The organism is Mesorhizobium sp. WSM4989, from assembly GCF_029625795.1.
Taxonomy (GTDB): domain Bacteria; phylum Pseudomonadota; class Alphaproteobacteria; order Rhizobiales; family Rhizobiaceae; genus Mesorhizobium.
On the sequence record NZ_JARTVN010000002.1, the window covers coordinates 754,266 to 777,724 of the forward strand.

Annotated in this window: 24 protein-coding genes, 1 tRNA gene and 1 riboswitch; of the genes, 10 read left to right on the top strand and 15 right to left on the bottom strand. The window is 64.5% G+C overall.

Annotated features, from left to right (window positions below; translation table 11 throughout):
• The first annotated feature begins 128 nt into the window (after positions 1 to 128).
• Positions 129 to 800, top strand: coding sequence for a PadR family transcriptional regulator (locus P9217_RS16360; protein ID WP_278087273.1), 672 nt, complete (start codon positions 129 to 131; stop codon positions 798 to 800).
• 202 nt (positions 801 to 1,002) lie between these two features.
• Positions 1,003 to 1,296: an HlyU family transcriptional regulator gene (locus tag P9217_RS16365; RefSeq protein ID WP_067326794.1), complete on the top strand. Its 294-nt coding sequence runs from the start codon at positions 1,003 to 1,005 to the stop codon at positions 1,294 to 1,296.
• A gap of 31 nt (positions 1,297 to 1,327) precedes the next feature.
• Here the strand turns inward: P9217_RS16365 and P9217_RS16370 are convergent, their stop codons facing one another.
• The 3 genes from P9217_RS16370 to P9217_RS16380 form a co-directional block, all read right to left on the bottom strand.
• On the bottom strand, positions 1,328 to 2,260 hold the full coding sequence (locus tag P9217_RS16370) for a 3-keto-5-aminohexanoate cleavage protein (protein WP_067326797.1): 933 nt from the start codon (positions 2,258 to 2,260) through the stop codon (positions 1,328 to 1,330).
• A 29-nt stretch (positions 2,261 to 2,289) separates the two neighbouring features.
• Positions 2,290 to 2,529 (bottom strand): hypothetical protein, encoded by a 240-nt coding sequence (locus P9217_RS16375; protein WP_067326800.1) that lies wholly within the window; start codon positions 2,527 to 2,529, stop codon positions 2,290 to 2,292.
• An 84-nt stretch (positions 2,530 to 2,613) separates the two neighbouring features.
• Positions 2,614 to 3,258 carry an FMN-dependent NADH-azoreductase gene (locus P9217_RS16380; RefSeq protein ID WP_067326803.1) on the bottom strand — a complete coding sequence of 215 codons (645 nt, stop codon included), beginning with the start codon at positions 3,256 to 3,258 and terminating at the stop codon, positions 2,614 to 2,616.
• 110 nt (positions 3,259 to 3,368) lie between these two features.
• On the opposite strand from P9217_RS16380, the gene P9217_RS16385 reads away from it, so the two are divergent.
• The gene (locus P9217_RS16385; RefSeq protein WP_067326806.1) at positions 3,369 to 4,316 is read left to right on the top strand and encodes a LysR family transcriptional regulator; all 948 of its coding nucleotides are present in this window, start codon (positions 3,369 to 3,371) and stop codon (positions 4,314 to 4,316) included.
• Here the strand turns inward: P9217_RS16385 and P9217_RS16390 are convergent.
• Positions 4,258 to 4,884, bottom strand: coding sequence for a TetR/AcrR family transcriptional regulator (locus tag P9217_RS16390; protein WP_278087274.1), 627 nt, complete (start codon positions 4,882 to 4,884; stop codon positions 4,258 to 4,260). The genes P9217_RS16385 and P9217_RS16390 overlap by 59 nt on opposite strands.
• A 66-nt stretch (positions 4,885 to 4,950) precedes the next feature.
• On the opposite strand from P9217_RS16390, the gene P9217_RS16395 reads away from it, so the two are divergent.
• The gene (locus P9217_RS16395) at positions 4,951 to 5,376 is read left to right on the top strand and encodes a VOC family protein (protein WP_278054445.1); all 426 of its coding nucleotides are present in this window, start codon (positions 4,951 to 4,953) and stop codon (positions 5,374 to 5,376) included.
• 15 nt (positions 5,377 to 5,391) lie between these two features.
• Here the strand turns inward: P9217_RS16395 and P9217_RS16400 are convergent, their stop codons facing one another.
• Complete coding sequence (locus P9217_RS16400; protein WP_278087275.1) at positions 5,392 to 6,339, bottom strand: trypsin-like peptidase domain-containing protein; 948 nt, start codon at positions 6,337 to 6,339, stop codon at positions 5,392 to 5,394.
• 168 nt (positions 6,340 to 6,507) lie between these two features.
• Between P9217_RS16400 and P9217_RS16405 the strand changes: the two genes are divergently transcribed.
• From P9217_RS16405 to P9217_RS16415, 3 genes are all read left to right on the top strand, one after another.
• Positions 6,508 to 7,383 carry a S1C family serine protease gene (locus tag P9217_RS16405; RefSeq protein ID WP_278087276.1) on the top strand — a complete coding sequence of 292 codons (876 nt, stop codon included), beginning with the start codon at positions 6,508 to 6,510 and terminating at the stop codon, positions 7,381 to 7,383.
• Positions 7,384 to 7,391: 8 nt separating this feature from the next.
• Positions 7,392 to 8,039, top strand: a complete 648-nt coding sequence (locus P9217_RS16410; protein WP_278088297.1) for a helix-turn-helix transcriptional regulator — start codon at positions 7,392 to 7,394, stop codon at positions 8,037 to 8,039.
• A gap of 104 nt (positions 8,040 to 8,143) precedes the next feature.
• The gene (locus P9217_RS16415; RefSeq protein ID WP_127240549.1) at positions 8,144 to 9,010 is read left to right on the top strand and encodes an NAD(P)-dependent oxidoreductase; all 867 of its coding nucleotides are present in this window, start codon (positions 8,144 to 8,146) and stop codon (positions 9,008 to 9,010) included.
• Between the two features lie 422 nt (positions 9,011 to 9,432).
• On the opposite strand, the gene P9217_RS16420 is transcribed toward P9217_RS16415, so the two are convergent.
• On the bottom strand, positions 9,433 to 11,655 hold the full coding sequence (locus tag P9217_RS16420) for an OmpA family protein (RefSeq protein WP_278087278.1): 2,223 nt from the start codon (positions 11,653 to 11,655) through the stop codon (positions 9,433 to 9,435).
• 194 nt (positions 11,656 to 11,849) lie between these two features.
• Here P9217_RS16420 and P9217_RS16425 point away from each other — a divergent pair, with 194 nt between their 5' ends.
• On the top strand, positions 11,850 to 12,296 hold the full coding sequence (locus P9217_RS16425) for a YcgN family cysteine cluster protein (RefSeq protein WP_066994651.1): 447 nt from the start codon (positions 11,850 to 11,852) through the stop codon (positions 12,294 to 12,296).
• 249 nt (positions 12,297 to 12,545) lie between these two features.
• Positions 12,546 to 12,896: a hypothetical protein gene (locus P9217_RS16430; protein ID WP_067326832.1), complete on the top strand. Its 351-nt coding sequence runs from the start codon at positions 12,546 to 12,548 to the stop codon at positions 12,894 to 12,896.
• 211 nt (positions 12,897 to 13,107) lie between these two features.
• On the opposite strand, the gene P9217_RS16435 is transcribed toward P9217_RS16430, so the two are convergent.
• On the bottom strand, positions 13,108 to 13,818 hold the full coding sequence (locus tag P9217_RS16435) for an SIMPL domain-containing protein (RefSeq protein WP_095801601.1): 711 nt from the start codon (positions 13,816 to 13,818) through the stop codon (positions 13,108 to 13,110).
• 213 nt (positions 13,819 to 14,031) lie between these two features.
• Here P9217_RS16435 and P9217_RS16440 point away from each other — a divergent pair.
• Positions 14,032 to 14,107: transfer RNA gene (locus P9217_RS16440), tRNA-Ile, on the top strand.
• A gap of 400 nt (positions 14,108 to 14,507) precedes the next feature.
• Here P9217_RS16440 and P9217_RS16445 read toward each other — a convergent pair.
• The 8 genes from P9217_RS16445 to P9217_RS16480 all read right to left on the bottom strand — a co-directional run bounded on the left by P9217_RS16445 (position 14,508) and on the right by P9217_RS16480 (position 23,426).
• The gene (locus P9217_RS16445; RefSeq protein WP_095802719.1) at positions 14,508 to 15,257 is read right to left on the bottom strand and encodes a hydroxymethylpyrimidine/phosphomethylpyrimidine kinase; all 750 of its coding nucleotides are present in this window, start codon (positions 15,255 to 15,257) and stop codon (positions 14,508 to 14,510) included.
• On the bottom strand, positions 15,248 to 15,853 hold the full coding sequence (locus P9217_RS16450; RefSeq protein WP_095802714.1) for a thiamine phosphate synthase: 606 nt from the start codon (positions 15,851 to 15,853) through the stop codon (positions 15,248 to 15,250). Before P9217_RS16450 ends, P9217_RS16445 begins: the two co-directional genes overlap by 10 nt.
• Entirely contained in the window at positions 15,850 to 16,623 is a 774-nt protein-coding gene (locus P9217_RS16455; RefSeq protein ID WP_095802715.1) for a thiazole synthase, read from the bottom strand. Before P9217_RS16455 ends, P9217_RS16450 begins: the two co-directional genes overlap by 4 nt.
• A 4-nt stretch (positions 16,624 to 16,627) precedes the next feature.
• Positions 16,628 to 16,825, bottom strand: a complete 198-nt coding sequence (thiS, locus tag P9217_RS16460; protein WP_095802716.1) for a sulfur carrier protein ThiS — start codon at positions 16,823 to 16,825, stop codon at positions 16,628 to 16,630.
• A complete protein-coding gene (gene thiO / locus P9217_RS16465; protein ID WP_278087279.1) occupies positions 16,809 to 17,792 on the bottom strand; it encodes a glycine oxidase ThiO in 984 nt (327 codons plus the stop codon). Before thiO ends, thiS begins: the two co-directional genes overlap by 17 nt.
• Entirely contained in the window at positions 17,789 to 19,609 is a 1,821-nt protein-coding gene (gene thiC, locus P9217_RS16470) for a phosphomethylpyrimidine synthase ThiC (protein ID WP_278087280.1), read from the bottom strand. Before thiC ends, thiO begins: the two co-directional genes overlap by 4 nt.
• A gap of 112 nt (positions 19,610 to 19,721) precedes the next feature.
• Positions 19,722 to 19,834: riboswitch (TPP riboswitch) on the bottom strand.
• Positions 19,835 to 20,116: 282 nt separating this feature from the next.
• On the bottom strand, positions 20,117 to 22,252 hold the full coding sequence (locus tag P9217_RS16475; protein WP_278087281.1) for a beta-galactosidase: 2,136 nt from the start codon (positions 22,250 to 22,252) through the stop codon (positions 20,117 to 20,119).
• A 28-nt stretch (positions 22,253 to 22,280) separates the two neighbouring features.
• Entirely contained in the window at positions 22,281 to 23,426 is a 1,146-nt protein-coding gene (locus tag P9217_RS16480; protein WP_278087282.1) for an ABC transporter ATP-binding protein, read from the bottom strand.
• Positions 23,427 to 23,459 lie beyond the last annotated feature (33 nt).

Here is a 23,459-nt window from a genome sequence, read left to right on the forward strand (position 1 = left end):
GCGATCGCTGCGCATTCGACCGCCTCGCAGTTCGCCTTGCGTCAACCAAGATGCATCGTAAGATATATCTTGACTCCACCCGCCACCTAGCTAAGATATATCGTAAGATAGAACTCAAGGAGCGATCCATGCACAAGCATAATCCCTTCGGGCACAACCATTTCGGTCAGCGCATATTCATGCACATGGCCGGTCGTTTCGGTGGTCGCGGCGGCGGCTTTGGTCCCTTCGGCCAGGCCATGCGCGGCGGCGGCCGCGGCGGTCCGGGCGACATGTTCCGCGCCGGCCGCATGTTGGCCGACGGCGATCTCAAGCTGATCACGCTGTCGCTTCTGGCCGAGGCGCCGCGGCACGGCTACGACATCATCAAGGCGCTGGAGGAACGCACCAGCGGCATCTACAGCCCGAGCCCGGGCGTGGTCTATCCGACGCTGACCTTTCTCGAAGAGGCCGGCTATGCCGTCTCGTTAAGCGAAGGCAACAAGAAGGTGTTCTCGATCACCGAGGCGGGCAGGGCGCATCTCGAGCAAAATCGCGAGATGATCGATCACGTGCTCGACCATCTCGAGCGGTTCGGCCGCAAGATGGCCAAGGCGCGCGACTGGTTTGGCTGGAACGACGAGGGCGAGGACGTCGGCCGGCGCGGCCGTCACGAAAAGCGCGACCGGTTCCGCGCACTGCGCCACCGCCTACGCGCCGCGCTCAGCGATTTCGTCGATGCGCCGGAGGACAAGCAGGCCGAGGCGATCAGCATTCTGGAAGACGCCGCCGCAGCGCTCGAGGCCCTCTCACGTCGCTGAGTCGCCCGGCACTGAACGGGCTATTGCTGGCTCGACCGATGACCGTCAAAGCGGGATGACTTCCAAAAGTCATCCCCGTTTATCTTTGTGTGAGCATGATCTTCCCGAAAACCGCTGCACAGTTTTCGGGTTCATGCTGTAGTGAAAATCGTCCTGCGGCACGCTATGTGATGCAGGACGATTTGCCGTTGGAGGATGCGCTATGTCTTTTCTGAAACGTCTTTTCGGCGGCGGCGGTGGTGAGGCGACGGACACCGGAGCCGCGAAGCCGGCAAAGCAGGTCGAGCACAAGGGCTTCCTGATCAGCGCCACGCCCTACAAGGCGGACGGCCAGTACCAGACCTGCGGCGTCGTCTCCAAGGAAGTGGACGGCGTGATGAAGGAGCACCGCTTCATCCGCGCCGACCGTTTCGCCGGGCTGGACGATGCGGTCGACATCTCGATCAAGAAGGGCATCCAGCTCGTCGACGAGCAGGGCGAGCGGATGTTTGGATAGCCGTTGCCGCAGGGTTCTTTTTTTGCCGGGATCAGAACGCGACTTTGTCGCCGCCCTTCAGCTGCAGGATCTGCCGCGCCTCGTCGGGCGTGGCGATCGAGGCGCCGAGGCCCTCGATGATCTGGCGGACCTTCGTTACTTGTTCGGCGCTCGAGCGGGCAAGCTTGCCCTTGCCGATCCATAACGAGTCCTCCAGGCCAACCCGCACATTGCCGCCCAGCGCGATCGCCTGCGTGGCGATCGGCAGTTGGTGGCGGCCGGCGCCCAGCACCGACCAGTGATATTCGTTGCCGAACAGCCGATCGGCCGTGCGCTTCATATGCGCGACGTCCTCCGGATGCGTGCCGATTCCGCCGAGGATGCCGAACACGCTCTGGACGAAGAACGGTGCCTTCACCAGCCCGCGCTCGACGAAATGCGCCAGGGTATAGAGATGGCCGATGTCGTAGCACTCGATCTCGAAGCGCGTGCCGTTGTCGGCGCAGGTGCGCAATATGTGCTCGATATCGCCGAAAGTGTTGCGGAAGATCCGGTCGCGCGACGATTCGAGATAGGGCCGCTCCCACTCATGCTCGAACGTCTTGAAGCGCTCCAGCATCGGAAACAGCGCGAAGTTCATCGAGCCCATGTTGAGCGAGGCGACCTCGGGCGCGAAGACTTTCGCGGGCCTGACGCGTTCCTCCACGCTCATCGTCGCCGCACCACCGGTGGTGATGTTGACGACGCAGTTGGAGCGCTGCTTGATGACCTGCAGGAAAGGGGCGAACGCCTCGGTCGACTGGTCGGGGCGTCCGTCGACCGGATTGCGGGCATGAAGGTGGACGATCGCGGCACCCGCCTCGGCCGCCTCGATAGCGGCGGTCGCGATCTCCTCGGCCGTCACCGGCAAGTGCGGCGACATTGACGGCGTGTGGATCGAGCCTGTGACCGCGCAGGTGATGATGATCTTGTTCTGGCTTGCCACTTTTTGATGCCCTGATCCTGATCTCTTCGCTATCCGAACGCGCCCTGTTCGACCGCGTCCTGTTCGACCGCTTGGGCGATGCCGGCAATGAACCGCTCGACGGCACGATATAGAACAGGGTAATCGGCAGCGCCGCCAGTGTCAGCCCGGTGAACAGCTAGTCGGCGGTGAATTTCGCCGACGAACACCGTCAGCCCCGGCGGCAGTTTCCTCAAATTGCCGGAGGTGATCAGCACCAGCGGGAAGAAACAGTCGTTCCAGATCGGCACGGCTCGACGAACATGCAAAAAAGGCAGGCGCCGATCGGCGCCCGCCTTTTCATTCTCAGGGTTTTTCCGTTCTCAGGGCAATGATTACGCGGCCACGGCGATCCCGTCCGCGTTAGCAGCCGCGGCCGCGATCGCATCCACCTTGGCGGTGGCCTTGGCAAGCGCGGCGGTGACCGCGTCGGCGCCCATGCCGACGCCTTCGACGCGGATCACTTCGACGTCCGTCATGCCCAGGAAGGCAAGCACGCCGCGCAGGTAGGGGATGGCGTGATCCATCTGCACCGCGGCACCCTCGGAATAGATGCCGCCCGAAGCAAGAACGATATAGACCTTCTTGCCGGCGACCAGGCCCTTCGGGCCATTCTCACCATAAGCAAAAGTCCTGCCCGAGCGTGCGACGTGGTCGATCCACGACTTCAACGTCGAGGAAATGTTGAAGTTGATGAAACCGGTGGCGAGGATAATCGTGTCGGCCGCGAACAGCTCGTCGAGCACCGCGTCGGACACGCCGACCACCTCGGCCTGACGCGGGCTGCGCGCCTCGGCGGGGGTATAGATGCCGGTGGCGTAGTCGGGATCGATATGCGGCAGCGGATCGGCGACCAAGTCGCGCACGACAAGTGTGTTGGACGGATCGGCGGCGGCCAGCTTCTGAGCAAGATCAGTGGCGACGCGGGTCGAGTGCGAGGCGGCGCCGCGCGGGCTGGAGGTAACAAGCAGTATGGACATGGCGGTGTCCCCTTTGGTTGGATTGAACTTGCCCGAGCCATATGGGGTTGCGGCTCTATCCGGAAAACTGGTATAATTTGCATGGTACCCATCGAGAATATGGATTGCTCATGCAGCCAAATCCGACGCTCGACCAATTGCAGATCCTGGTGGCGGTGGCCGACACCGGCAGCTTCTCAGCCGCGGGGCGCAAGCTAAACAGGGCGCAATCGGTGGTGAGCTACGGCATCGCCAATCTCGAAGCGCAACTGGGCCTGAAGCTGTTCGAGCGCGAAGGCCTGCGCGAGCCGCAACTGACCGATGTCGGCAAGGCCATGCTGGAGGACGCGCGGCGCATGATCGGCGTGCTGCAGCGCATCCGCTCGCGCGCCGACGGCTACAGGCAAGGGCTGGAGGCGGAAGTAAACCTGTCGGTCGACGTGGCGCTGCCTTCGCCGGCGCTCGTGCGGGTGCTCAAGGCCTTCGAGGCTCAGTTCCCGGCGGTGATGCTGCGCCTCTATATCGGTTCGCTCGGCCTGATCGTCGATCAGGTCGTCAACGGCCAGTCAGACCTCGGCTTTGGCGGCCTGCAAGGCGATGCGGACGTCAATCTGCTGCGCATCGGCTTCATCTCGCTGGTGCCGGCTGCCGCACCCGACCATCCGCTGGCGAAACTGCCGAAGCCAATTGCGATCGAAGATCTGCGCGACCACATCCAGCTTGTCGTCTCCGACCAGTCGGAGCGGACGCGGGGCCGCGACTATGGCGTGTTTGCCTATCGCACCTGGCGGCTGACGGACGTGCGCACCAAGCACGCCCTGATGCGTGAGGGTCTCGGCTGGGGCGGGCTGCCGCGCTGGCTGATTGCCGACGACATCGCCAGCGGGCGGCTGGTCGAGCTCGATCTCGAGCCTTATCGCGAGGTGCGTGCGCCGATGTACGCGATGCACCGCAACGACCGGAGCCCCAAGCCGGCGGCGTCGTGGCTCATCGACGAGTTCAAGCGGCAGCTCGGCTGCTTCAACGAGCTGGAGCCGGGCGTTTGGACGGAGGAGGAGCCGGAGACAAGCCGTCCATGAGCGCGATCAGCACGGCGCGATACTCCTCGGCCGATGCGCCGGCCTCGATGGCCAAAGCCGCGCGATCGAAGGCGGCGGCCAGCACCGCGGTCAGCGCCTCGGCCGGCAGCTTGACCATCGAGCGCGCGCGCATGGCTGCGATCAGGCCTTCGCGCAGCGAACGGTTGCCGTGGCGGTTGTCGATCTCGTCCATCGCCGCGCGGCCAAGCACGGCCGGCCCATCGAGCAGCAAAAGCCGCGTGCGGCCGGGCGCGCGCATCGCGGCGAGATAGGCGTCGGAGCCGGAGATCAAGGCATCGCGGGCCGAGAGCGAGGCGGGCGAGGCGCGGTCGATCTCCGCTGCGACGGTCGCTGCCTCCTGTTCGACGACCGCGGCGAGCAACGCCTGCTTGTCGGCAAAATGATGATAGAGCGCCCCACGCGTCACGCCGGCGGCGGCCACGATCTCCGGCGTGCCCGTCTCCGCATAGGATTTTTCCGTGAACAATTTTCGCGCCGCGCGGATCAGATCGGCGCGCGTTGCCTCGGTGCGGTCGCGGTTGGAGCGGCGTCCAGACTCTGGTTGCATACATACAGCCTGTATGTTAATTGCACTTACATACAGACTGTATGTTGGATGGCAGGAGAAAGAAAGATGAAGACGACCAGCTATTATCCGGTGCTGATGACCGGCGACGTCGCCGCCACGGCGGCCTTTTATGTCGAGCATTTCCGCTTCAAGGTGCTGTTCGACAGCGACTGGTACGTCCATCTGCAGTCGGCCGAGGATCGCCGCGTCAATCTCGGCATCGTCGACGGGGACCATGAGACGATCCCTGAGGAGGGCCGGGGACGCACGTCCGGCCTGCTGATCAATTTCGAGGTCCGCGATCCCGACGCCGTCTATGAGCGCATCGTCGCCGCAGGCCTGCCGATCCTGCGCAGCTTGCGCGACGAGCCCTTCGGCCAGCGCCATTTCATCACCAAGGATCCCAACGGCGTGCTGATCGACGTGATCAAGCCTATTGCGCCGAGCGAAGAATTCCTGGCGCAATACGCCAAAGGTGCGGCCGGGAGCTAGGCCGGACAGCGGGTCTCAGTTCGTCCGCGCCACCGGCGTCACGGCGACCTGGCTGACGCCGGTGCGGCGCACGACGGTGCAGAGCGTCTCGCGACCGATACGTTCGGCGTCGAGCATGCGCACGAGATCATCGACGCCGGTGACCGGTCGGCCGTCGATAGCGGCGATGATGTCGCCTTCCTTCAGGCCAGCCCTCGCGGCGGGGCCGTTCTTTTCGACACTGCGCAGGCGCACGGCCGTCTTGGTCGTGACCTGCGAGAGAAGTGCGGCACGGCGCGGCAGGTTGGTCGTATCGGCAGAGACGCCGATGAAGGCGCGGCGCACACGGCCGAAGCGGATGATCTCGGAAATGACGAAATTGGCGGTGTTGGAGGCGACCGCGAAGGCAATGCCTTGCGCGCCGTGGATCATGGCGGTGTTGACGCCGACGACTTCGCCGGCCGACGACACCAGCGGTCCGCCGGAATTGCCGGGGTTGAGCGCGGCATCGGTCTGAATGACGTCGTCGATCAGCCTGCCGGTCGAGGCGCGCATCGAGCGGCCGAGCGCCGAGATGACGCCGGCGGTGACGGTCCATTCGAATCCGAGCGGATTGCCGATGGCGATCGCGATCTGGCCGCGCCTGAGGCGCTTGGAATCGCCGAGCGGGGCGATGGCGGCGAAGCTGCCGTCGGCGCGCACCAGCGCGATGTCGGTGTCGGGATCGCGGCCAAGCACGCGCCCCTCGCGCGAAGCGCCATCCGGCATCGTGACGCGAACGTCGCGGGCGTCGCCGACGACGTGGAAATTGGTGACGACCAGCCCGTCCTGAGCAATCACGAAGCCCGAGCCATGGCCGCCGGCACCAATGCGCTCGATGCGGCAGACGGCCGGTCCGATTCGATCGACGGCGTCGGCGACCGTCGCCGAGTAGGCGTCGAGCAAGGCGTCATCGGATTGGAGTTTTTCGGCGGCGAAGGCCATGTTGGCTCCCGTGTGATCTGGCGCAAACGATGCCTATATGTGCGGAGCGGCAGCAATTGCCGCGACCTGACCACATGGCCAGTCAGGCACTCGACTAGCCGTCAGGCGAGTATCCGCGGCGGCGACATAGAGCGATATCTGGGTCACAGAACCCAGGAGATCATCGATATGAGCAACTTCAATCTCAGTGCCTTTTCCGATGCCGTTGCCGATGTCGCGGCGGCCGCCGCGCCGGCGCTGGCAAGCTTCGTTACGCATCACCACCGCACCGCGAGCGCCTTCCACTGGCGCGACGGCTTCTTTGTTACCGCGGAGGAAGCGGTCGAAGCCGGAGAGGAGATCGAGCTGACGCTGGCCTCGGGCAAAACTGTGAAGGCCGAGCTTGCCGGCCGCGATCCTTCGACGGGCGTTGCCCTGCTGAAGCCGGCTTCCGCCGCCGCCGGTCTGCCGCAACTGGCTGAGGCCGCTGCCGTGCGCCCCGGCAATGTGGCGATCGCCGTCGGCAATAGCGAAGGGGCAGCACTCGCGGTCTTTGGCACGGTCGGCGAGGTCGGGCCCGCCTGGCGCTCGATGCGCGGCGGCGCGATCGACCGCCGCATCAATCTGGCCATCAACACCGGCGGCCGCTTCGAGGGCGGCCCGGTGCTCGATGCCAAGGGCGGCCTGATCGGCATGCTCTTGTTCGGGCCGCGCCGGCGGGCGCTGGTCATGCCTTACGAGACGATCGAGCGGGCGGTCGCGACGCTGCGTGAGAAGGGACATGTCGCGCGCGGCTATCTCGGCGCCGGGCTGCACCCGATCCGCAACAGCGACATCCACGGCGCCATGGTGATGAGCCTCGACGAGAGCGGCCCGGCGAAAGCCGCCGGCCTGCATGTCGGCGACATCATTGTCGCCTGGAATGGCGAAGCCGTGCATGGGCCGCGCGAGCTTATCCGCAAGCTCGGGCCGGACAGCGCCGGCGCGAGCGTGACGCTCGGTATCTTGAGCGGCGGCGCTGAGCGCGACGTTTCGATCACCATCGGCGAAAAGCCGTTGAGCTGAGAGGGCCGATGGCAAGCAGCGCGATACAAACGATTGCTCGACTGGAGCCGGCAAGCAACCGGCTGACGGTGCTGATCGCGCTCGGCGACGCGGCGCGAGCCGAGCAACTGGTCGATGCGCTTGCGGCGAGCGAGGATCTGCTGCCGATCCTCGCCGGGAGTAGCATGGGTCAAACGGCGGATGTAGCCTTGGTCGATGTGGCTGCTTCGGAAAGCCGGGCCGTGAGCCCGGCAACGCCATGTGTGCTGCTGTCGCGTCGCGCCGGCCATGAAAGGCCGGGCGGCAATGTGGTTGCGACGCTGCCGGCCTCCGCCGACGGCCTGCTGATTGCCGCCGCCTTGCGCTTGGCGGCGTCCGGCTATCGCATCAGCCGCTCAGGACCGTCAGATCTTGGTGCACATGGCGAGTTCCACGCGGGGGTGTCCGAGGACGAGACGCCCGACGACAACCAGCCCCGCGCGGCGTTGTCGCCGCGCGAGGCTGAAGTGCTCGCACTGCTGGCGGAAGGCGCGCCCAACAAGGTGATCGCCCGTCGGCTCAACATCTCCGTCCACACGGCAAAATTCCACGTCGCCGCGATCCTGATCAAGCTCGGCGCCGCCAACCGCACCGATGCGATCGCCATCGCGATGCGGCAAGGGCTGGTGCTGGTCTAGACCCTTTCAGCACGACGCTGCGTAACCTCCGACCGGTGCGTTGGGCCTTGCGCCACGGCTGCCCGCCGCGCAAGTTGCCTCCCTGTTGCAGAGGGAGCCGAGACATGTCGCTCAAGGGAAAGACGCTGTTCATCTCGGGCGGATCGCGCGGGATTGGGTTGGCGATCGCGCTGCGCGCGGCGCGCGACGGCGCCAATATAACGATTGCAGCCAAAACCGCCGAGCCGCATCCGAAGCTGCCGGGCACGATCTACAGCGCGGCCGAAGAGATCGAGCAGGCCGGCGGCAAGGCGCTGCCGGTGCTTTGCGACATCCGCGACGAGGCTCACGTCGGCGAGGCGGTGGCAAAGACCGTCGAGCGGTTCGGCGGCATCGACATCTGCGTCAACAATGCCAGCGCCATCCAGCTTACCGGCACGCTGGAGACCGACATGAGGCGCTACGATCTGATGCACCAGATCAACACGCGCGGCACGTTCCTGGTGTCCAAAATGTGCATTCCACGCCTGAAGTTGGCAAAGAATCCTCACATCCTGAATCTGGCGCCGCCGCTCGACATGAAGGCCAAGTGGTTCAAGAACCACGTCGCCTACACGATGGCCAAGTTCGGCATGTCGATGTGCACGCTCGGCATGAGCGCCGAGTTCGCCAAAGATGGCATCGCCGTCAATTCGCTATGGCCGATCTCGACCATCGACACGGCCGCCGTGCGCAACCTCCTGGGTGGCGCCACGGTGGCTGCGATGAGCCGCTCGCCCGACATCATGGCCGATGCCGCGTGCGCGATCTTCCTGCGGCCGGCGCGCGAGGCGACCGGCAATTTCTACATCGACGAAGAGGTGCTGCGGGCCGAGGGCGTCACGGACTTTTCGGTCTATGCGCCAGGCGCGGCGGATCAGCTTGCCGGCGATTTCTTCGTGCCGGACGAAGTGTTCGCCAACTCGCCGACGAAGGTCAGAAGGATCTACTGACAGCCCGCGGCTGCCTCATTCCGCGGCGCCCTTCCTGCCTTTCGACGGATTCGACGCGAGTTCGAGACGCTTCCTGAGATGTTCTGGGGCGGTTTCGCCCTGATCCACGCAATTCCGAAAACCGCTGCGCATTCTCCTGGAATTGCTCTGTGGGGTTCCGCCGTATTTCCGGCAGGTGGACTTATTTTCAAGATAAAGCCCCGCCGGAGAGGGGCGCCGGCGGGGCTCATGCGTCCCGCTGGAGTCGGGACAGGGCAGGGAACGCCCTGACTGGAATCTGGGTGCCGCAATGCGGCGATTCAATGAGCACGCCGAGATGAGCGGGACAATTCTTCTTGAATTTCAAGAGAAAGGGCCCGTCCGGATCCGGACGGGCCCAACCTTGTCGCGCTGATTCCGAAAATAGGCTCAGGATCTTGAAGTCATTGCTGGTTGCTCGCCACAGGCGCCACCAGCGAGGTGATGCGGCGGATGGCGACACGACGGTTCTCGCGGTTCGGGCTAGACGTATTCACCTTGAGATATTCCTCGCCATAGCCCTGTGTCGTGAGGTTCTCGGCCGGGACGCCGAAAGCGTTGGTCAACGCTTCGGCGACCGCCTCGGCGCGCCGATCCGACAGTGCGAGGTTCGCGTCAGGCGTACCGACGGCGTCGGTGTGGCCCTCGATCAGGAAGGTCTCGGCCGGGTTCTTCTTGAGAAGTTTGTCCATGGCGGTGGCCACGCCTTCGAGCTTCTGCACTTCGGTGTCGGAAAGAGTCGCCGAGCCGAAATCGAAGTTGAGCGTGTCGAGGTCGATACGCCGGGCGATGTCGCGCACGCGGGCCGAGCGCTTGACCTCGTCGATCGAGTAGAGACGCTGCACCCTCTCCACCGGCGGCTGCTCGAGGAAGGTGTAATACTCGTCCGGATCCTCGACTTCTTCCGAATCCAGGATGTAGTCCCGACGCGATATGTCGAGACGCATCGGCGGCAGGTCGTCGCCTGGATCGCGCCAGTCGTCGACATCCTGGTAATAGCGCTCGTCGACATAGCTCAGGACATATTCGCGCCCGTCAGGCGTGATGCGCGAACGCTGGACAATGTCGCCATTGCGGTTGCGGATGGTGACGATCTTGACGCCATTCTCGCGCTCGACGGTCTCGCGGGTGCGGCCGCGCGGCAGATCCTCGTAATAGACATCCCTGGCGCCACGGGTAATGCGAGGAGCCTCGTTGCTTTCCACGAAAGTCTGGTTGTTGAACTGGAGGATCACGCGGTCGCCGAACTGCTTCACCACATCCGCGCCCTGGGGCCGGCGGCGCTCGCGGACCACCTGCTCGGGCGTAAGCTCGATCCGCTTGCCCTTTTCCTCGGTGACCGGAACAAGCTTCTCAGGCTTGATCGCCTGCTGGGCCGCCTTGTCGTCGGTGGGCGGCGGCCCCTGATCGACCGCGGCAGGCCGCTGCTCGGCCTGATTGCCGCCCTGCTGTCCAGCTTGGTTGCCGCCTTGCTCGACACCGGCCTGACCATTCTCGTTCTGGCCGGCCGGCTGGCGGCCCTTGCGCTTGCGAACGACATCCTTCTGGCTGTCGAGGATGGGAGCCTCGTTCGCGTTGGCAGGGGTCTCGCCCTGTGCGGCAGCGCCGGCGTTCGCGCCGCCTTCAGCCGGCTGCTCACCGGTAGCGGGCTGGGTGGTTGCCTGGCCTTCGCTGGAGGGCTGCTTGGTCGAAGGTTGATCTCCCGTCACCGCCTGACCGGTGCCGGGCTGCTCGCCGACCGTCTGTCTGCGCTTCTTGGTCTTGTCCAGAGGCTGTTCGCCTTCGGCCGGTGCTGCTTGCTGATTGTTTTGCTGTGGCTCGGCCTGCTGTGCCTCGCCGGCAGGGGCTTCGGTCTTCGGCGCCTGCTCGGCCGGGGCGGTCTCGGTTTGCTGCTGATCCCGCTTCTTCCTGCGCAGCTTGTCTTGCGGCGTGTTGTCGTTGGCGGGCGCCGCCTGTTCGGCAGGCTGCTCGGCCGGTGCAGTCTCGGTTTGCTGCTGCTGGCGCTTCTTCCTGAGCGGCTGCTGTTCGTCGCTCGCCGGCGCCGCCTGTTCGGCGGGCTGCTCTGCCGGCGCCGTTTCGGTTTGCTGCTGCTGGCGCTTCTTCCTGCGCGGCTGCTGTTCGTCGCTCGCCGGCGCGGCCTGTTCGGCCGGCTGCTCGGCCGGTGCGGTTTCTGTCTGCTGCTGGCGCTTCTTCTTGCGCGGCTGCTGCTCGTCAGTCGCAGCCTGTCCGCCCTGATCGGCAGGGGCTGCCTCGATCTGCTGCTGTTGATCGCGTTTCTTGCGCGGTTTGAGCTGCTGCTCCGCCGGGGCCGCCTCTTCCGCCTGGCCGGACTGCTGCTGGTCCTGCCGCTTCCGGCGCGGCTTCTGCTCGGGCTCGGCGGACTGTTCGGTCGGCGCCGATTCCGTCTGCTGCTCGCGCTTCTTTTTCCTCGGCTGCTCGGCTTGCCCCTGCTGGCCTTGCGCACATTCCTCAGCCGATTGGCCTTCGGCGCAGTTCGACTGCGCTAGGATAAACGGCGTCCCCCGCGAAGGGCCGAGATCGGCCTGCAGCGGATACGCGCCCAACGGCGCGGATGCCATTAGCAGGCCGATTGCCGTACCTGCCAGAATCCGTGGTTGGCGTTTCATATCGATTTTCTCCTACTGGGGTCCCATCCCTGCCCAAACTTTCAACAGCATCAATTGGTTCCGCCGGGCATTGTTGTCAGCCAAGGATGCCCGGCCGGCCTTTTGAAGGCAATTTCGTGTTTTTCTAATGTTGATAATGGGTCCTGTGACAGCAGTGCTTGACCGACAGGTCCCGGAGGGCCAAATCCAGCGGCATGAATGCGCCATTTTGGAAAACCAAGACTCTCGAGGCCATGACCCCGGCCGAATGGGAATCACTATGTGACGGCTGCGGCAAATGCTGCCTGTCCAAGCTCGAGGACGAGGATACCGGCGAAATCTATTGGACGAGCGTCGGCTGCCGGCTGTTCGACGCCGAAAAATGCCTTTGCTCGGATTATGCCAACCGGCTGGCGCGCGTGCCCGATTGCGTCGGGCTGACACCGCAGAATGTGCGCACCATCACCTGGCTGCCCAAGACATGCGCCTACCGGCTCATCGCCGAGGGACACGACCTCTATTGGTGGCACAAACTGGTTTCGGGAAGCGCGGAGACTGTGCATGAGGCCGGGATCTCGATCCGCGGCCGGGTGAAGGCCAAGGAAACGGATCTCGCCGAACCGGACGACTATTTTGATTATGTGCTTGATGACGAACCCTGACGGCTTCGCATCTTGATGACGAAGCCTGCGGCTTCGCATCTTGAAACTCGAGGGAACTGGGGCCGCGGTGACGCGTTCCCCGCGTCAGATTTGGAAGTGCATTCGGGTGAGGGGTTTTGCCTTTCTTCCACATGAACCGGACATGAACGGCCGGTTCGCACAAAGTTCAGACACAAAAAGGCATTTTGTAATCATTGGTTCGCCAATCATCCGTTCAAGGGCGAGAGGCCCACAACAAGGAGAGAGACAATGTTCAACCAGATCAAGACGGCAGCCCTTTCGGCCCTTGTCGGGCTTTGCACGCTCGGCGCCATCCCGGCGGCGCATGCGGACAGCCTCTATCTCGGCTTCGGCAACAATCACGATCCGCGCTTCGGCGTCTACACCGGCGATGATGGCTATTACCGCCGCGATCGCGACTGGCGCCGCCGCGGCTGTTCGCCGGACCGCGCGCTCGACAAGGCCGAGCGTATGGGCCTGCACCGCGTCCGCATCGTCGACATCAGCCGGCGAACGGTGAAGGTGGCCGGCCGTCAGTATGGCGACCGCGTGGTGGTGGTCTTCGCCAACGAGCGTGGCTGCCCGATCATCTATCGCTGAGGCTTTTCTGGAGCCTGCGAGGACAGGTTGGGCATGATCCTCTGCAGGACCAGCTGACCTTCTGCGAGGTCGGGAGCAGGATGACTCTCGCCGATGTCACCTGTGAGTAGTGGAGCCCCTTCGGCCAGTGCTGAAGCGCGGCTCAGATAAACCCCGGAGGATCGGTCCTCCGGGGTTTTGTTTTTGTCGGATTACCAAAGCGGCGGGCAAGCTATTTCAGCTCGAACGTGACGGTCACCTGGACGGTGTAGGAATTCTCGCCGGCCTGCACCGGCACGGCGGCGCGGGCGGCATCGAAAGCCTTGGCGTTCAACGGCATCGGCGCCGGCGCGACGTTCTGGTCGGTGATCTCGATCACCTTGCCAAGGTTGACGCCGGCGGCCGCGGCGAGCGTCTTGGCCTTGGCGAGCGCGTCGGCAACCGCCTTCTTGCGCGCCTCGGTGATGGTGGCCTTCGGATCATCATTGGTGAAGGCGATGCCGCCGCCCTGGTTGACCCCGAGCGACACCGCCTTGTCGAGGATGTCGCCGGTCTTGTCGACGTCGCGCACGCGCACCGACAGTGTGTTCGTCACCTGGTAGGCAACGAGTTCGGCTTCCTGGCTGCCGTCCGCCTTGTTGGTGTAATTGTAGCGCGGATTGATCTGGATGCCGGCTGTCTGCAGGTCGCGATCGGCAATTCCGGCCGATTTCATCGCCGCGATCACGGCCGCCATGGCATCATTGTTGGCATCAAGCGCGGCGCGCGCGGTCTTTGCCTCACGCATGACGCTGAGCGTCAGGATCGCCATGTCCGGCGCGACAGTCGCTTCGCCTTCGCCCGAGACGACAATTCGCGGAGGCGGCTGGGTGTCGGCGGCGCTTGCCAGCGCCGGAAACGCGATCGCGGCAGCGAGCGCGACAGGCAAAAGATATTTGGTCATGAAAACTCCTCGAAATCTGCGATCCGGTATCACCTCTGCCCAGACTCGAAAAAGGCATCGATTCCCGGCGTTGCGGGCAGTCCGGACCAGTTCACGCGCCTGATGGCGCGCACACCGCTGTACGGAGCGAATATGAGCTGATTTTGGCATTTGCCGCCAGCGCTTTCGAAAGCCTTGTGCCGGGCGGCGAAAAACACTAAGCCAGCCCGCGTGGGGCCTGTAGCTCAATGGTTAGAGCCGGCGGCTCATAACCGCTTGGTTGGGGGTTCGAGTCCCTCCGGGCCCACCATAACCTTTGATTTCGTTGCCGAAAATTGAGCGAGGCCAGAAACTTCCGGGCCCGTTGACGGGCTGGGCAAAAGGCGATCCCCGCGTTTGCTCCCGTCAAGTTGGAGGCGCAGCACCATCGAGTGACTAACCACCATTGCCCGGACGACACAAGCCTACACTGGCGCTGCATGCCCATGCTGGAGGCCAAACTCGGGGCCGCCACTTGTTACCGCTCGCTTCCGCCCGCTGCTCCAGATTGTTGGGGTAGCATCTTATGAAGCGAGGTGAATAGCAGACGGTAACGAGTTGATGCCATTGACCTCCAAGGTTTGTTAGATCGCCGGCTCGGACCTGGAGGGCATGCGCCTCTGACCTCCTGGGAATCGGTCAAGATGCGCATTGCGCTCGCCCGTTCAACGTCATCGCGCCCCACGAAGGAGTTCAAGAACATAGGTCTTGGCGCCCCGTACCGCCGCCTCCAACGGCAGACCTTGAGCTAACGATGCTGCGATGGCGCTGGACAGCACGCAGCCGGTGCCACGCATCCCCCGATGGACGCGAGGCGCTTCGACCCGAACTGCGCGACGGTCCGGCTGCATGAGAACGTCATTCGCTTGATCTCCGTGCGCGTGCCCGCCCTTGACGAGCACGGCGGTCCGCACCCTCGCCAACAGGTCCTCGCCTTGAACGCACGCGCCTTCTTCGTCCTTCGCAGGGTCTGCTCCCACCAACCTTGCGAGCTCGATCAGGTTGGGGGTCACGAGCCGGCAGAGCGGCATCAGATCACGGCGCAACACGTCGACGGCATCGTCCTCCAGCAACCCGCGTCCCGAGGTCGAGGCAAGCACAGGGTCGAGGACCACCGGCACCTTCGGAGGGGCCGCCAGGACAGAGCCGACCGCCTCAATGGCTGCCGCGGTCCCCAGCATGCCGATCTTGACCGCTGCGACCGGATTGGCAGCAAAGGCAGCGCGCATCTGGGCGGCGATAAGCTGCGGCGGCATCTGCTCGATGTGTTCGACGGCCGAGTGCGTCTGGACGGTCACGGCCGTGACGGCGAGGCAACTGCGCAGTCCAAAGGCGCATACGGTCTCGACGTCTCGGGCTGTTCCCGCGCCGCCACTTGAATCGCAGCCGGCGACGATCAGCACATGCGGCGTCAACGCCATTGGGCTGTCGCCGCCAGCCATTCAGCTGTCCGCGCCTCGGGGTGCGTGTTGCGGGCGATGTCGGTGACGACCGCCGCACTTTGGGCGCCGTGGGCGAAGACACCGGCAACGCGCTCGACGGTGAGCCCGCCGATGGCCACAAGCGGAATATCGCCTAAGCGCTGCTTCCAGGCGGCGATGCGGTCCAGCCCCTGCGGAGCCCATTTCATCGCCTTGAGAATGGTCGGGTAGATCGGTCCGAGCGCGACATAGTCCGGCTCGGCTTGGAGCGCTGTTTCGAGTTCGGCGCCGTCGTGGGTGCTGAGGCCCAGCCTCACGCCCGCCCTGCGGATCGCCTTCACATCAGCCTCCGCCAGATCTTCCTGGCCGAGGTGAACGAAATCGCAATTTTCCTCGATCGCAACACGCCAGTAATCGTTGACGATGAGCTGGCAGCCGTGGCTGTCACAGACTGCCTTCGAGGCGCGAATTTCTCGGCGCAGCGAAGCTTCGTCCTGGTCCTTAGTGCGCAGCTGCACCAGCTTCACGCCGAGCGGCACCAGACGTGCGATCCAAGCGGCGGAATGGACGATCAGGTAAAACGGATCGAGCTTCATGAGAATGCTGCCATGCCGATGACGGGGGTGGAGGGAACGGCCATGTCGCGCGGCTCGAGCAGGCCGGCGCAATAGGCCTCGCGGCCGGCCTCGACCGCCTTGCCGAAGGCCGCCGCCATGGCAACGGGATCGCCGGCCCTGGCGACGGCGGTGTTGAGCAGCACCGCGTCGTAGCCGAGCTCCATCACGGCCGCGGCATGCGAGGGCCGGCCGATGCCAGCATCGACAATCAGCGGAATGCCGGGGAAATGGCCGCGCAGGCTTCGCAGCGCATCGGGGTTCTGCGGCCCGCGTGCGGAGCCGATCGGCGCGCACCAGGGCATCAAGAGCCTGCAGCCGGCGTCGAGCAGGCGCTCGGCAACGATGAGGTCGTCGGTCGTGTAGGGAAACACCTCGAAGCCTTCAGAGGCAAGGATCCTTGCGGCTTCCACCAATCCGAATACGTCGGGCTGCAGCGTATCGTGGTTGCCGATCACTTCGAGCTTGATCCAGTCAGTGCCGAACACCTCGCGCGCCATCCGCGCCGTGGTGACCGCTTCGCTCACCGAGTTGCAGCCGGCGGTGTTGGGCAGCACGCGAACGCCGAGCGACTGGACCAGCGACCAGAACTGGCCGCCGGCTTTGCCGCCCGATGTTTCGCGACGGAGCGACACGGTGACGATCTCCGTGCCGGACGCTTTCACCGCCTCCGCCATGACGGCAGGCGAGGGGTAAAGCGCGGTGCCCAGCAGAAGGCGAGACGCGAGTTTCTGTCCATAGAACTCGAGCATGGGATCAGCCTCCCTTCATCGGCGAGAGGATTTCGACGCGGTCGCCATCGGTGAGCCGGCAGCGGTCCCGTTCCTTGGCAGGCACGACATCGCCGTTCCTCGCCGTGGCGAGCCAGCTGCCCTGGAAGTCAAGTTCGCTGAGCAGCGCGGCAAGCGTTTCTGCCGCGACTTCATGGGCTTGGCCGTTAACAATGAGCTTCAAGGGCAAACTCCTTTGCGGCAGGATTTCCCAGGATGAGGTCGGCTGCCTGCCGCGCCATGGCCGGCGCGAGTAGGAAGCCGTGGCGGTAGAGGCCGTTGATGCGAATATTCCTCCCGTCGCGCTCGACGCGAGGCAAGTTGTCGACGAATGCGGGACGCACGCCGACGCCGGTTTCGACCAGCTCGGCTTCGCCGAAGGCCGGATGCAACGCATAGGCGGCGCCGAGCAGCTCCATGGTCGAGCGCGCGGTGATCGGGCCTTCGGCATCGCATTCGACCATCGTCGCGCCGACCATGAACAGGTTTTCCGCGCGGGGCACGACATAGACGGAGATGCGCGGATGCAGCAGCCGCACCGGGCGGGTCAGCGAGATCTCGTGCGTTCGCAGGATGAGCATCTCGCCGCGCACGCCGCGCAGTTCCGGTCGCCTGTCACCGCTGCCGGTGCAGTCCACCTCAATATCCTGAGATGCGGGCGCCGAGCTGCGGCCGAACTCGACGCGCGCGCCCATCCCGCGCAGCTTGTCGCGCAGGAAAAGCAGCGCCTTGCGGGGGTCGAGATGCGCTTCCTCAGCGAAGAACAGCCCGCGCCCAAACCGGCTCTCGAGCGCCGGCTCGAGTGCCGCGATTTGGCTGGCGTCCAAATGCCTGAAGCCGGACGTTCGGCGGCCGAAGCGGTCGAGTTCGCCGGCATCGCGGGCAGGAGCCAGCACCAGCGTGCCGCGGCGCGCGACATGACCGGGCAAGGCGGCGTCCCACCAGTCGGCTGCGCCGCGTCCGAGCGTCAGCACGGTCTCTTCGGCGTTCTCGCGCTCGCACCAGGGCGCAAGCATGCCGCCGGCCTGCCAGGAGGCATTGCCGGCGATCTCGAGGCGTTTCTCGACCACGGTCACATCGGCGCCGCGCGTTGCCAGCTCGTGCGCGAGCGTCAATCCGGCGACGCCAGCGCCGCGAATGAGCACCTTCATGGCGTGTCCGTGCGCTCGGGGGTGCTGTCGACAGGCATGTAGAGATCGCCGCCGTCGCGGTACTTCGCCGCCATGGCCGCGAGCCCTTCCTTCTGGGCTTCGGCGCGGATGTCGTGCGAGATCCGCATCGAGCAGAATTTGGGGCCGCACATGGAGCAGAAATGCGCCACCTTGTGCGCCTCCTTGGGCAGGGTTTCGTCGTGGAAGGCGCGCGCCGTCTCCGGATCGAGCGACAGGTTGAACTGGTCTTCCCACCGGAACTCGAAGCGCGCCCGCGACAGCGCGTCGTCCCTGATTTTGGCGGCTGGATGGCCCTTGGCGAGGTCGGCGGCGTGGGCCGCGATCTTGTAGGTGATGACGCCGGTCTTGACGTCGTCGCGGTCGGGCAGGCCGAGATGCTCCTTGGGCGTGACGTAGCAGAGCATCGCCGTTCCGAACCAGCCGATCATCGCCGCGCCGATGCCCGATGTGATGTGGTCGTAGCCGGGCGCTATGTCGGTGGTGAGCGGCCCGAGCGTGTAGAACGGCGCTTCGCCACAAACCGCGAGCTGCTTGTCCATGTTCTGCTTGATCTTGTGCATCGGCACGTGGCCGGGCCCTTCGATCATCACCTGGCAGTCCTTGGTCCAGGCGATCTTGGTGAGTTCGGCTAGCGTTTCCAGTTCGGCGAACTGGGCCGCGTCATTGGCATCGGCGATCGAGCCGGGGCGAAGGCCGTCGCCGAGCGAGAACGCCACGTCATAGGCCCGGGCGATGTCGCAGATCTCCTCGAAATGCTCGTAGAGAAAACTCTCCTGGTGGTGATGCAGGCACCACTTGGCCATGATCGAGCCGCCGCGCGACACGATGCCGGTGACGCGGTCGACGGTCAGCGGGATATAGGGCAGGCGCACGCCGGCATGGATCGTGAAATAGTCCACGCCCTGCTCGGCCTGCTCGATGAGGGTGTCGCGGAACACCTCCCAGGTCAGTTCCTCGGCGACGCCGCCGACCTTCTCCAGCGCCTGGTAGATCGGCACGGTGCCGATCGGCACCGGCGAATTGCGCACCATCCATTCGCGGATGTTGTGGATGTTGCGCCCGGTCGAGAGGTCCATCACCGTATCGGCGCCCCAGCGGATCGCCCACACCATCTTCTCGACCTCTTCGGCCATCGACGAGGTGACGGCGGAGTTGCCGATATTGGCGTTGATCTTGACCAGGAAATTGCGGCCGATGATCATCGGCTCGCTTTCCGGGTGGTTGATGTTGGACGGGATGATGGCGCGGCCGCGCGCCACCTCGTCGCGCACGAATTCCGGCGTGACGAAGTCGGGGATCGCGGCGCCGAAGCTTTCGCCATCACGTTGAACTTTCGAACGCAACTGCTCACGGCCGAGGTTCTCGCGGATGGCGACGAACTCCATCTCAGGCGTGATGATGCCGGCGCGCGCATAGGCGAGCTGTGTGACGGCGCGGCCGCCGGCCGCGCGCAACGGTCTGTTGCGAACCGGGAATTCCGGCGTCAGGCGATCGGCTGAGACGAAGCCGTTGTCTTCCGGCTTGATCGTGCGGCCCTCGTAGCGCTCCACGTCTCCGCGCGCCTCGATCCATGCCTCGCGCAGCCGTGGCAAGCCACGCTCGATGTCGGTTTTCATCGCGGTGTCCGTGTAGGGACCGGACGAGTCATAGACCGTGACCGGCGGCTCGCCGGCGCTCGGGTGGACCGAGATCTCGCGCATCGGCACCCGCAGCTCCGGGTGGAGCTGACCGGGTTTGTGGACCTTCTTCGAAGCGGGCAATTCGCCGACGGTGACGGTCGGGGTGTGGGCATTCATGAGTGAGCCTCCTTGCTCGAGTGCACGGGAGACCCAGTCCACGCGATGAGGAGGAAGTGACGCTTCGCTTAGGATGCGGGCACTGCCCGAATGCCGAAGCCGGATTGCCGACCCGCGAAGCCTCGCACCGTCCCTACGCCAGTATGAACTGGATCAGGTTCAACGGGTCACTGCGCGCTATTAGCAGTATCTCAGCCCCTTGCCGGGACTCCCCTGGTGAGGCGCCTAGGTTGGACGATGCGACGCTATCCTGTCAACTCGACTTCATGACTTCTCCAGCCTCGAACAAGCGACGAGAAGGGGCGCAGCCACGCAGCTTTGATCGAGCATCTCTTACATCGACGCCCATTGAGCCACGACCTTGCGCGCGTCGAGCTGGCAGTCGGGGCCCACTTGTCATCCGCCAAGGAAACGCTTTTGCGAATCCCTTGTGGCGGCGGATTGAAGAACGCATTTTTCGCCTCGAAGAGCATCTGTTCGGCGTCTACGGACGCTGGTTCGATTTGTTCAGGACCGAATTATTGCGCAGCCGTAAGGGTCGAGTTGCAGCGTTCCTTCAACGGCCTTGCCCGTCAGCAGGTCGAGGCCCTTTGGGACGTTGGGTACGATCACGGCGACTTCCGTGGTGTTCAGCACGAACATCAGCCGGCGGTCGTCGGCTTCCCTGACAGAGACCTCCACCCCGGCAGGCAGGTCGGGCAGCAAAGGCGCTATACCGGCTTTGGCCAGCACGACATCGACAAGCTTCTCCGTCAGTTGCGGCGTGAGATACGTGCCGACATAGACAACCCGACCTTGCCCAACCTTGCGGGCGGTAATTGCCGGAGAGCCGGCGGCGAAGCGGTTCGACCAGATGCCGAGCACCTCGGTGTCAGGCGCTACATCAAGCACCTCGTACAAATGCGCAGCCTGGAATTCTTCATTGCCAAGGGTGAACAGGTATTTGCGTTCCGCGGACGAGGCCGGGAGCGGCGGCGGTGCATAGGCGCCCATCGGAGCCGGACGAAACAGCGGAAACAGGCCGCTGCCGCCTTCGGGAACGACGCGGCCGAACTCCGCCACCCTGACGCCGCTCAGGGCTGCAAGGGCCTTGCCGGGCGCCTGCTCGCGAATGATGTGGTTGTTCTCGTCCCTCGTCCCGCTCAATGCCGATAGGATCAGCGTACCGCCGTTGCGGACGAATGTTTCAACAGCCTCGTTCCATTCATCCTTCCACATCACCCAATGCGGGACGTAGAGCGCCTTGAGCCGCGAAAGATCGTCTTCGGGATGAATGAACCCGCATGCAATGCCGTTCTGATAGCAGTGGCGATGAAGCAGCGTCGCGTCTTCGAGCGGACTGGGGAGGCCGATCGGATAGGTCTTGTGAGCCTCCTGGTTGTCGAAGTCCGCGCCGGCGATGCCGAGGTCCATGCGCACTGCGGTGCCAAGAATCTGCTCCTTCGCGGCGGCGATCTCATGGAAGAAGCGGCCTGCCTCGTCATAGCGGCGGCGCGGCACGTCGTCGTGATCGATGACGCCCATCCAGTAGATCTCGGCGCCGAAATGCGCGGGACGCCAACGAAAGAACATGACACCGTCGGCGCCGCGCGCCACCGAGGTCATGGCCATGCGACGCATCTCGCCGGGCTCCGGCGTCATCGTCGAGAAGCCGGGCTGGCTGCCGAAGCCTGAGGCCTGCTCCGGAACGATGAAGTTGCCGGAATAGGCGCGGCATATGTCGAGATGGAGGGCCTGGGTCGCGGCATGCCCGCCGGTTCGGCGCATCTCGTCATAGAGCATCGGATAGATGTCGAAGCCGATGAAATCGAGGTCCTGTCCGAACCGACCGCGGAAGTCGATGTCGGCAAGCTGGCCAAGATTGTGGAAGATGAACCAGTCCGGATTGGCGGCGCGCAGGATCTCGACCTGGTCGTGTTGGAAGGCCGCGGTCGCGGCGGCCAGAAAGCGATGGTAGTCCTGCACGTGGCCGGGGCTGGGGTAGGACGGCATGAGCGGTCTCGGCAGGTCGATCTGCGAGAAATCGTCGTAGGCCGTCGCCCAGAAGTGGCCGCCCCAGGCGAAGTTCAGCGCCTCGATGGTGCCGTAGGCCTTCTGCAGGTATTTCTGAAACTCCAGCCTTGTCGAAGGCGCGAACGATTCCGACACCGTGGTGTTGAGCTCGTTGTCCGTCTGCCAGCCGATCACACGCGGGTTGTCCCGATAATGCTCGGCCATGGCGCGGGTGATGCGGCGGCTGTGGGCGCGGAATACCGGGCTTGTGGTGTCGGCATGCTGGCGCGATCCGTGGCTCGAGGCCCGCCCATTTATGTCAACGCGCAGCACTTCGGGGTAGTTGACGGTGAGCCAGCGGGGAGGGGTGGCCGTCGGCGTGCACATAATCGTGTCGATCCCCGCTCGGCCGAGAAGTTCGATCGCGCGATCGAACAGGCCGAACTCGAACTTGCCTTCGCGGGGCTCGAAAATGTGCCAGGCGAACTCTCCCATCCGCACCGTGTTGACGCCGGCGGCGGCCATGCGCTCGGCGTCACGCTGCCAGCAGCCTTCGTCGACATGTTCGGGGTAATGAGGTGCTCCGAGCAGAAAGCGGTCAAGATTGAGGGGCCGCCATACGGATAGCGGAGCGGGCTCTTTGCGGTTCATGCGTATGGGACTTTCGAAATTTCGAGGTTCAGATTGAGGCGACGGGTTTTCTTGGCGTGAGCGTGCGGCCATCCGGGCCGAAGAGGTAGGCGTCGCCGGTTTCGAACCCTGCTCGCAACGCGGCGCCGACCGCGACGGTAGAAACCTTGTTGAGCTGAAGCGTGAAATTGCCGGTTCCGCTGTCGGAATTGGTCGTCTGAAGCGGAGAGGCGTCGACGTAGAGGACGGTTTCGCGCCCCAGCTGCTCGACCAGACGCACCTGGCTGGAGAAGGCCGGCATTGCGCCGTCGCTTGGCTCGGCGACACGCAGGGCCTCCGGCCGGATGCCGATGGTCACGGCATCACCAGCCGAAAGGCCGCCGGCGTCGATGCCATCCAAGGTAATGGCAGGGAGGCCGGCGGCGGCTACCGAGACGCTGGATGCGCCGACGCTCACTGCTTTCGCTTCGATGAAATTCATGCGCGGCGCGCCGAGGAAGCCCGCGACGAAAATGTTGGCAGGGTTGGCGTAGAGTTCCAGCGGCGAGCCGACCTGCTCGATCCGGCCTTTGTTGAGGACTACGATCCGGTTGGCCATGGTCATCGCCTCGACCTGGTCGTGGGTGACGTAGATCATCGTCGATCCAAGCTGCGCGTGCAGGCTCGAAAGTTCCACTCGCATCTGAGTGCGCAGCGCGGCATCGAGGTTCGACAGCGGCTCATCGAACAGGAACACCTCGGGCGAGCGGGTAATCGCGCGGCCGATCGCGACGCGCTGGCGCTGCCCGCCCGACAGTTGCTTCGGGCGCTTGTCGAGCTGCTCCTCCAGACGCAGGATCCGTGCTGCGCGTTTGACGGCAGCGTCGATCTCGGTCCTGGGCCGGTTGGCCATCCGCAGGCCGAAGCCCATGTTCTCGGCGACGGTCATGTGTGGGTAGAGTGCATAGGACTGGAAGACCATTGCGATGCCGCGGTCGCCGGGCTCTTCCCTGGTGACGTCGCGCCCGTTGATCACGATGTGGCCGGAGTTGATGGTTTCCAGCCCGGCGATCGTCTTCAGCAATGTCGACTTTCCGCAGCCGGAGGGGCCGACCATGACGACGAACTCGCCCTTTTCGATCGTCAGGTCGACCGCATTCAGGGCATGGTAGCCGGCATAGTGCTTGTCGACTTTTCGCAATTCCACGCTGCTCATTTCGAGGCGCCTTTCCGTGCGTGTCGGGTGCGG

Coding starts and splice junctions, on each gene's coding strand:
- P9217_RS16480 (WP_278087282.1), bottom strand. CDS start 23,426: ATGAGCAGCGTGGAATTGCGAAAAGTCGACAAGCACTATGCCGGCTAC.
- P9217_RS16400 (WP_278087275.1), bottom strand. CDS start 6,339: ATGGCCTTCGCCGCCGAAAAACTCCAATCCGATGACGCCTTGCTCGAC.
- P9217_RS16455 (WP_095802715.1), bottom strand. CDS start 16,623: ATGCTCGAGTTCTATGGACAGAAACTCGCGTCTCGCCTTCTGCTGGGC.
- P9217_RS16390 (WP_278087274.1), bottom strand. CDS start 4,884: ATGCAACCAGAGTCTGGACGCCGCTCCAACCGCGACCGCACCGAGGCA.
- P9217_RS16380 (WP_067326803.1), bottom strand. CDS start 3,258: ATGTCCATACTGCTTGTTACCTCCAGCCCGCGCGGCGCCGCCTCGCAC.
- P9217_RS16475 (WP_278087281.1), bottom strand. CDS start 22,252: ATGAACCGCAAAGAGCCCGCTCCGCTATCCGTATGGCGGCCCCTCAAT.
- P9217_RS16445 (WP_095802719.1), bottom strand. CDS start 15,257: ATGGCGTTGACGCCGCATGTGCTGATCGTCGCCGGCTGCGATTCAAGT.
- P9217_RS16405 (WP_278087276.1), top strand. CDS start 6,508: ATGAGCAACTTCAATCTCAGTGCCTTTTCCGATGCCGTTGCCGATGTC.
- P9217_RS16430 (WP_067326832.1), top strand. CDS start 12,546: ATGTTCAACCAGATCAAGACGGCAGCCCTTTCGGCCCTTGTCGGGCTT.
- thiC (WP_278087280.1), bottom strand. CDS start 19,609: ATGAATGCCCACACCCCGACCGTCACCGTCGGCGAATTGCCCGCTTCG.
- P9217_RS16415 (WP_127240549.1), top strand. CDS start 8,144: ATGTCGCTCAAGGGAAAGACGCTGTTCATCTCGGGCGGATCGCGCGGG.
- P9217_RS16435 (WP_095801601.1), bottom strand. CDS start 13,818: ATGACCAAATATCTTTTGCCTGTCGCGCTCGCTGCCGCGATCGCGTTT.
- P9217_RS16385 (WP_067326806.1), top strand. CDS start 3,369: ATGCAGCCAAATCCGACGCTCGACCAATTGCAGATCCTGGTGGCGGTG.
- P9217_RS16425 (WP_066994651.1), top strand. CDS start 11,850: ATGAATGCGCCATTTTGGAAAACCAAGACTCTCGAGGCCATGACCCCG.
- P9217_RS16450 (WP_095802714.1), bottom strand. CDS start 15,853: ATGAAGCTCGATCCGTTTTACCTGATCGTCCATTCCGCCGCTTGGATC.
- P9217_RS16365 (WP_067326794.1), top strand. CDS start 1,003: ATGTCTTTTCTGAAACGTCTTTTCGGCGGCGGCGGTGGTGAGGCGACG.
- P9217_RS16420 (WP_278087278.1), bottom strand. CDS start 11,655: ATGAAACGCCAACCACGGATTCTGGCAGGTACGGCAATCGGCCTGCTA.
- P9217_RS16395 (WP_278054445.1), top strand. CDS start 4,951: ATGAAGACGACCAGCTATTATCCGGTGCTGATGACCGGCGACGTCGCC.
- P9217_RS16410 (WP_278088297.1), top strand. CDS start 7,392: ATGGCAAGCAGCGCGATACAAACGATTGCTCGACTGGAGCCGGCAAGC.
- thiO (WP_278087279.1), bottom strand. CDS start 17,792: ATGAAGGTGCTCATTCGCGGCGCTGGCGTCGCCGGATTGACGCTCGCG.
- P9217_RS16360 (WP_278087273.1), top strand. CDS start 129: ATGCACAAGCATAATCCCTTCGGGCACAACCATTTCGGTCAGCGCATA.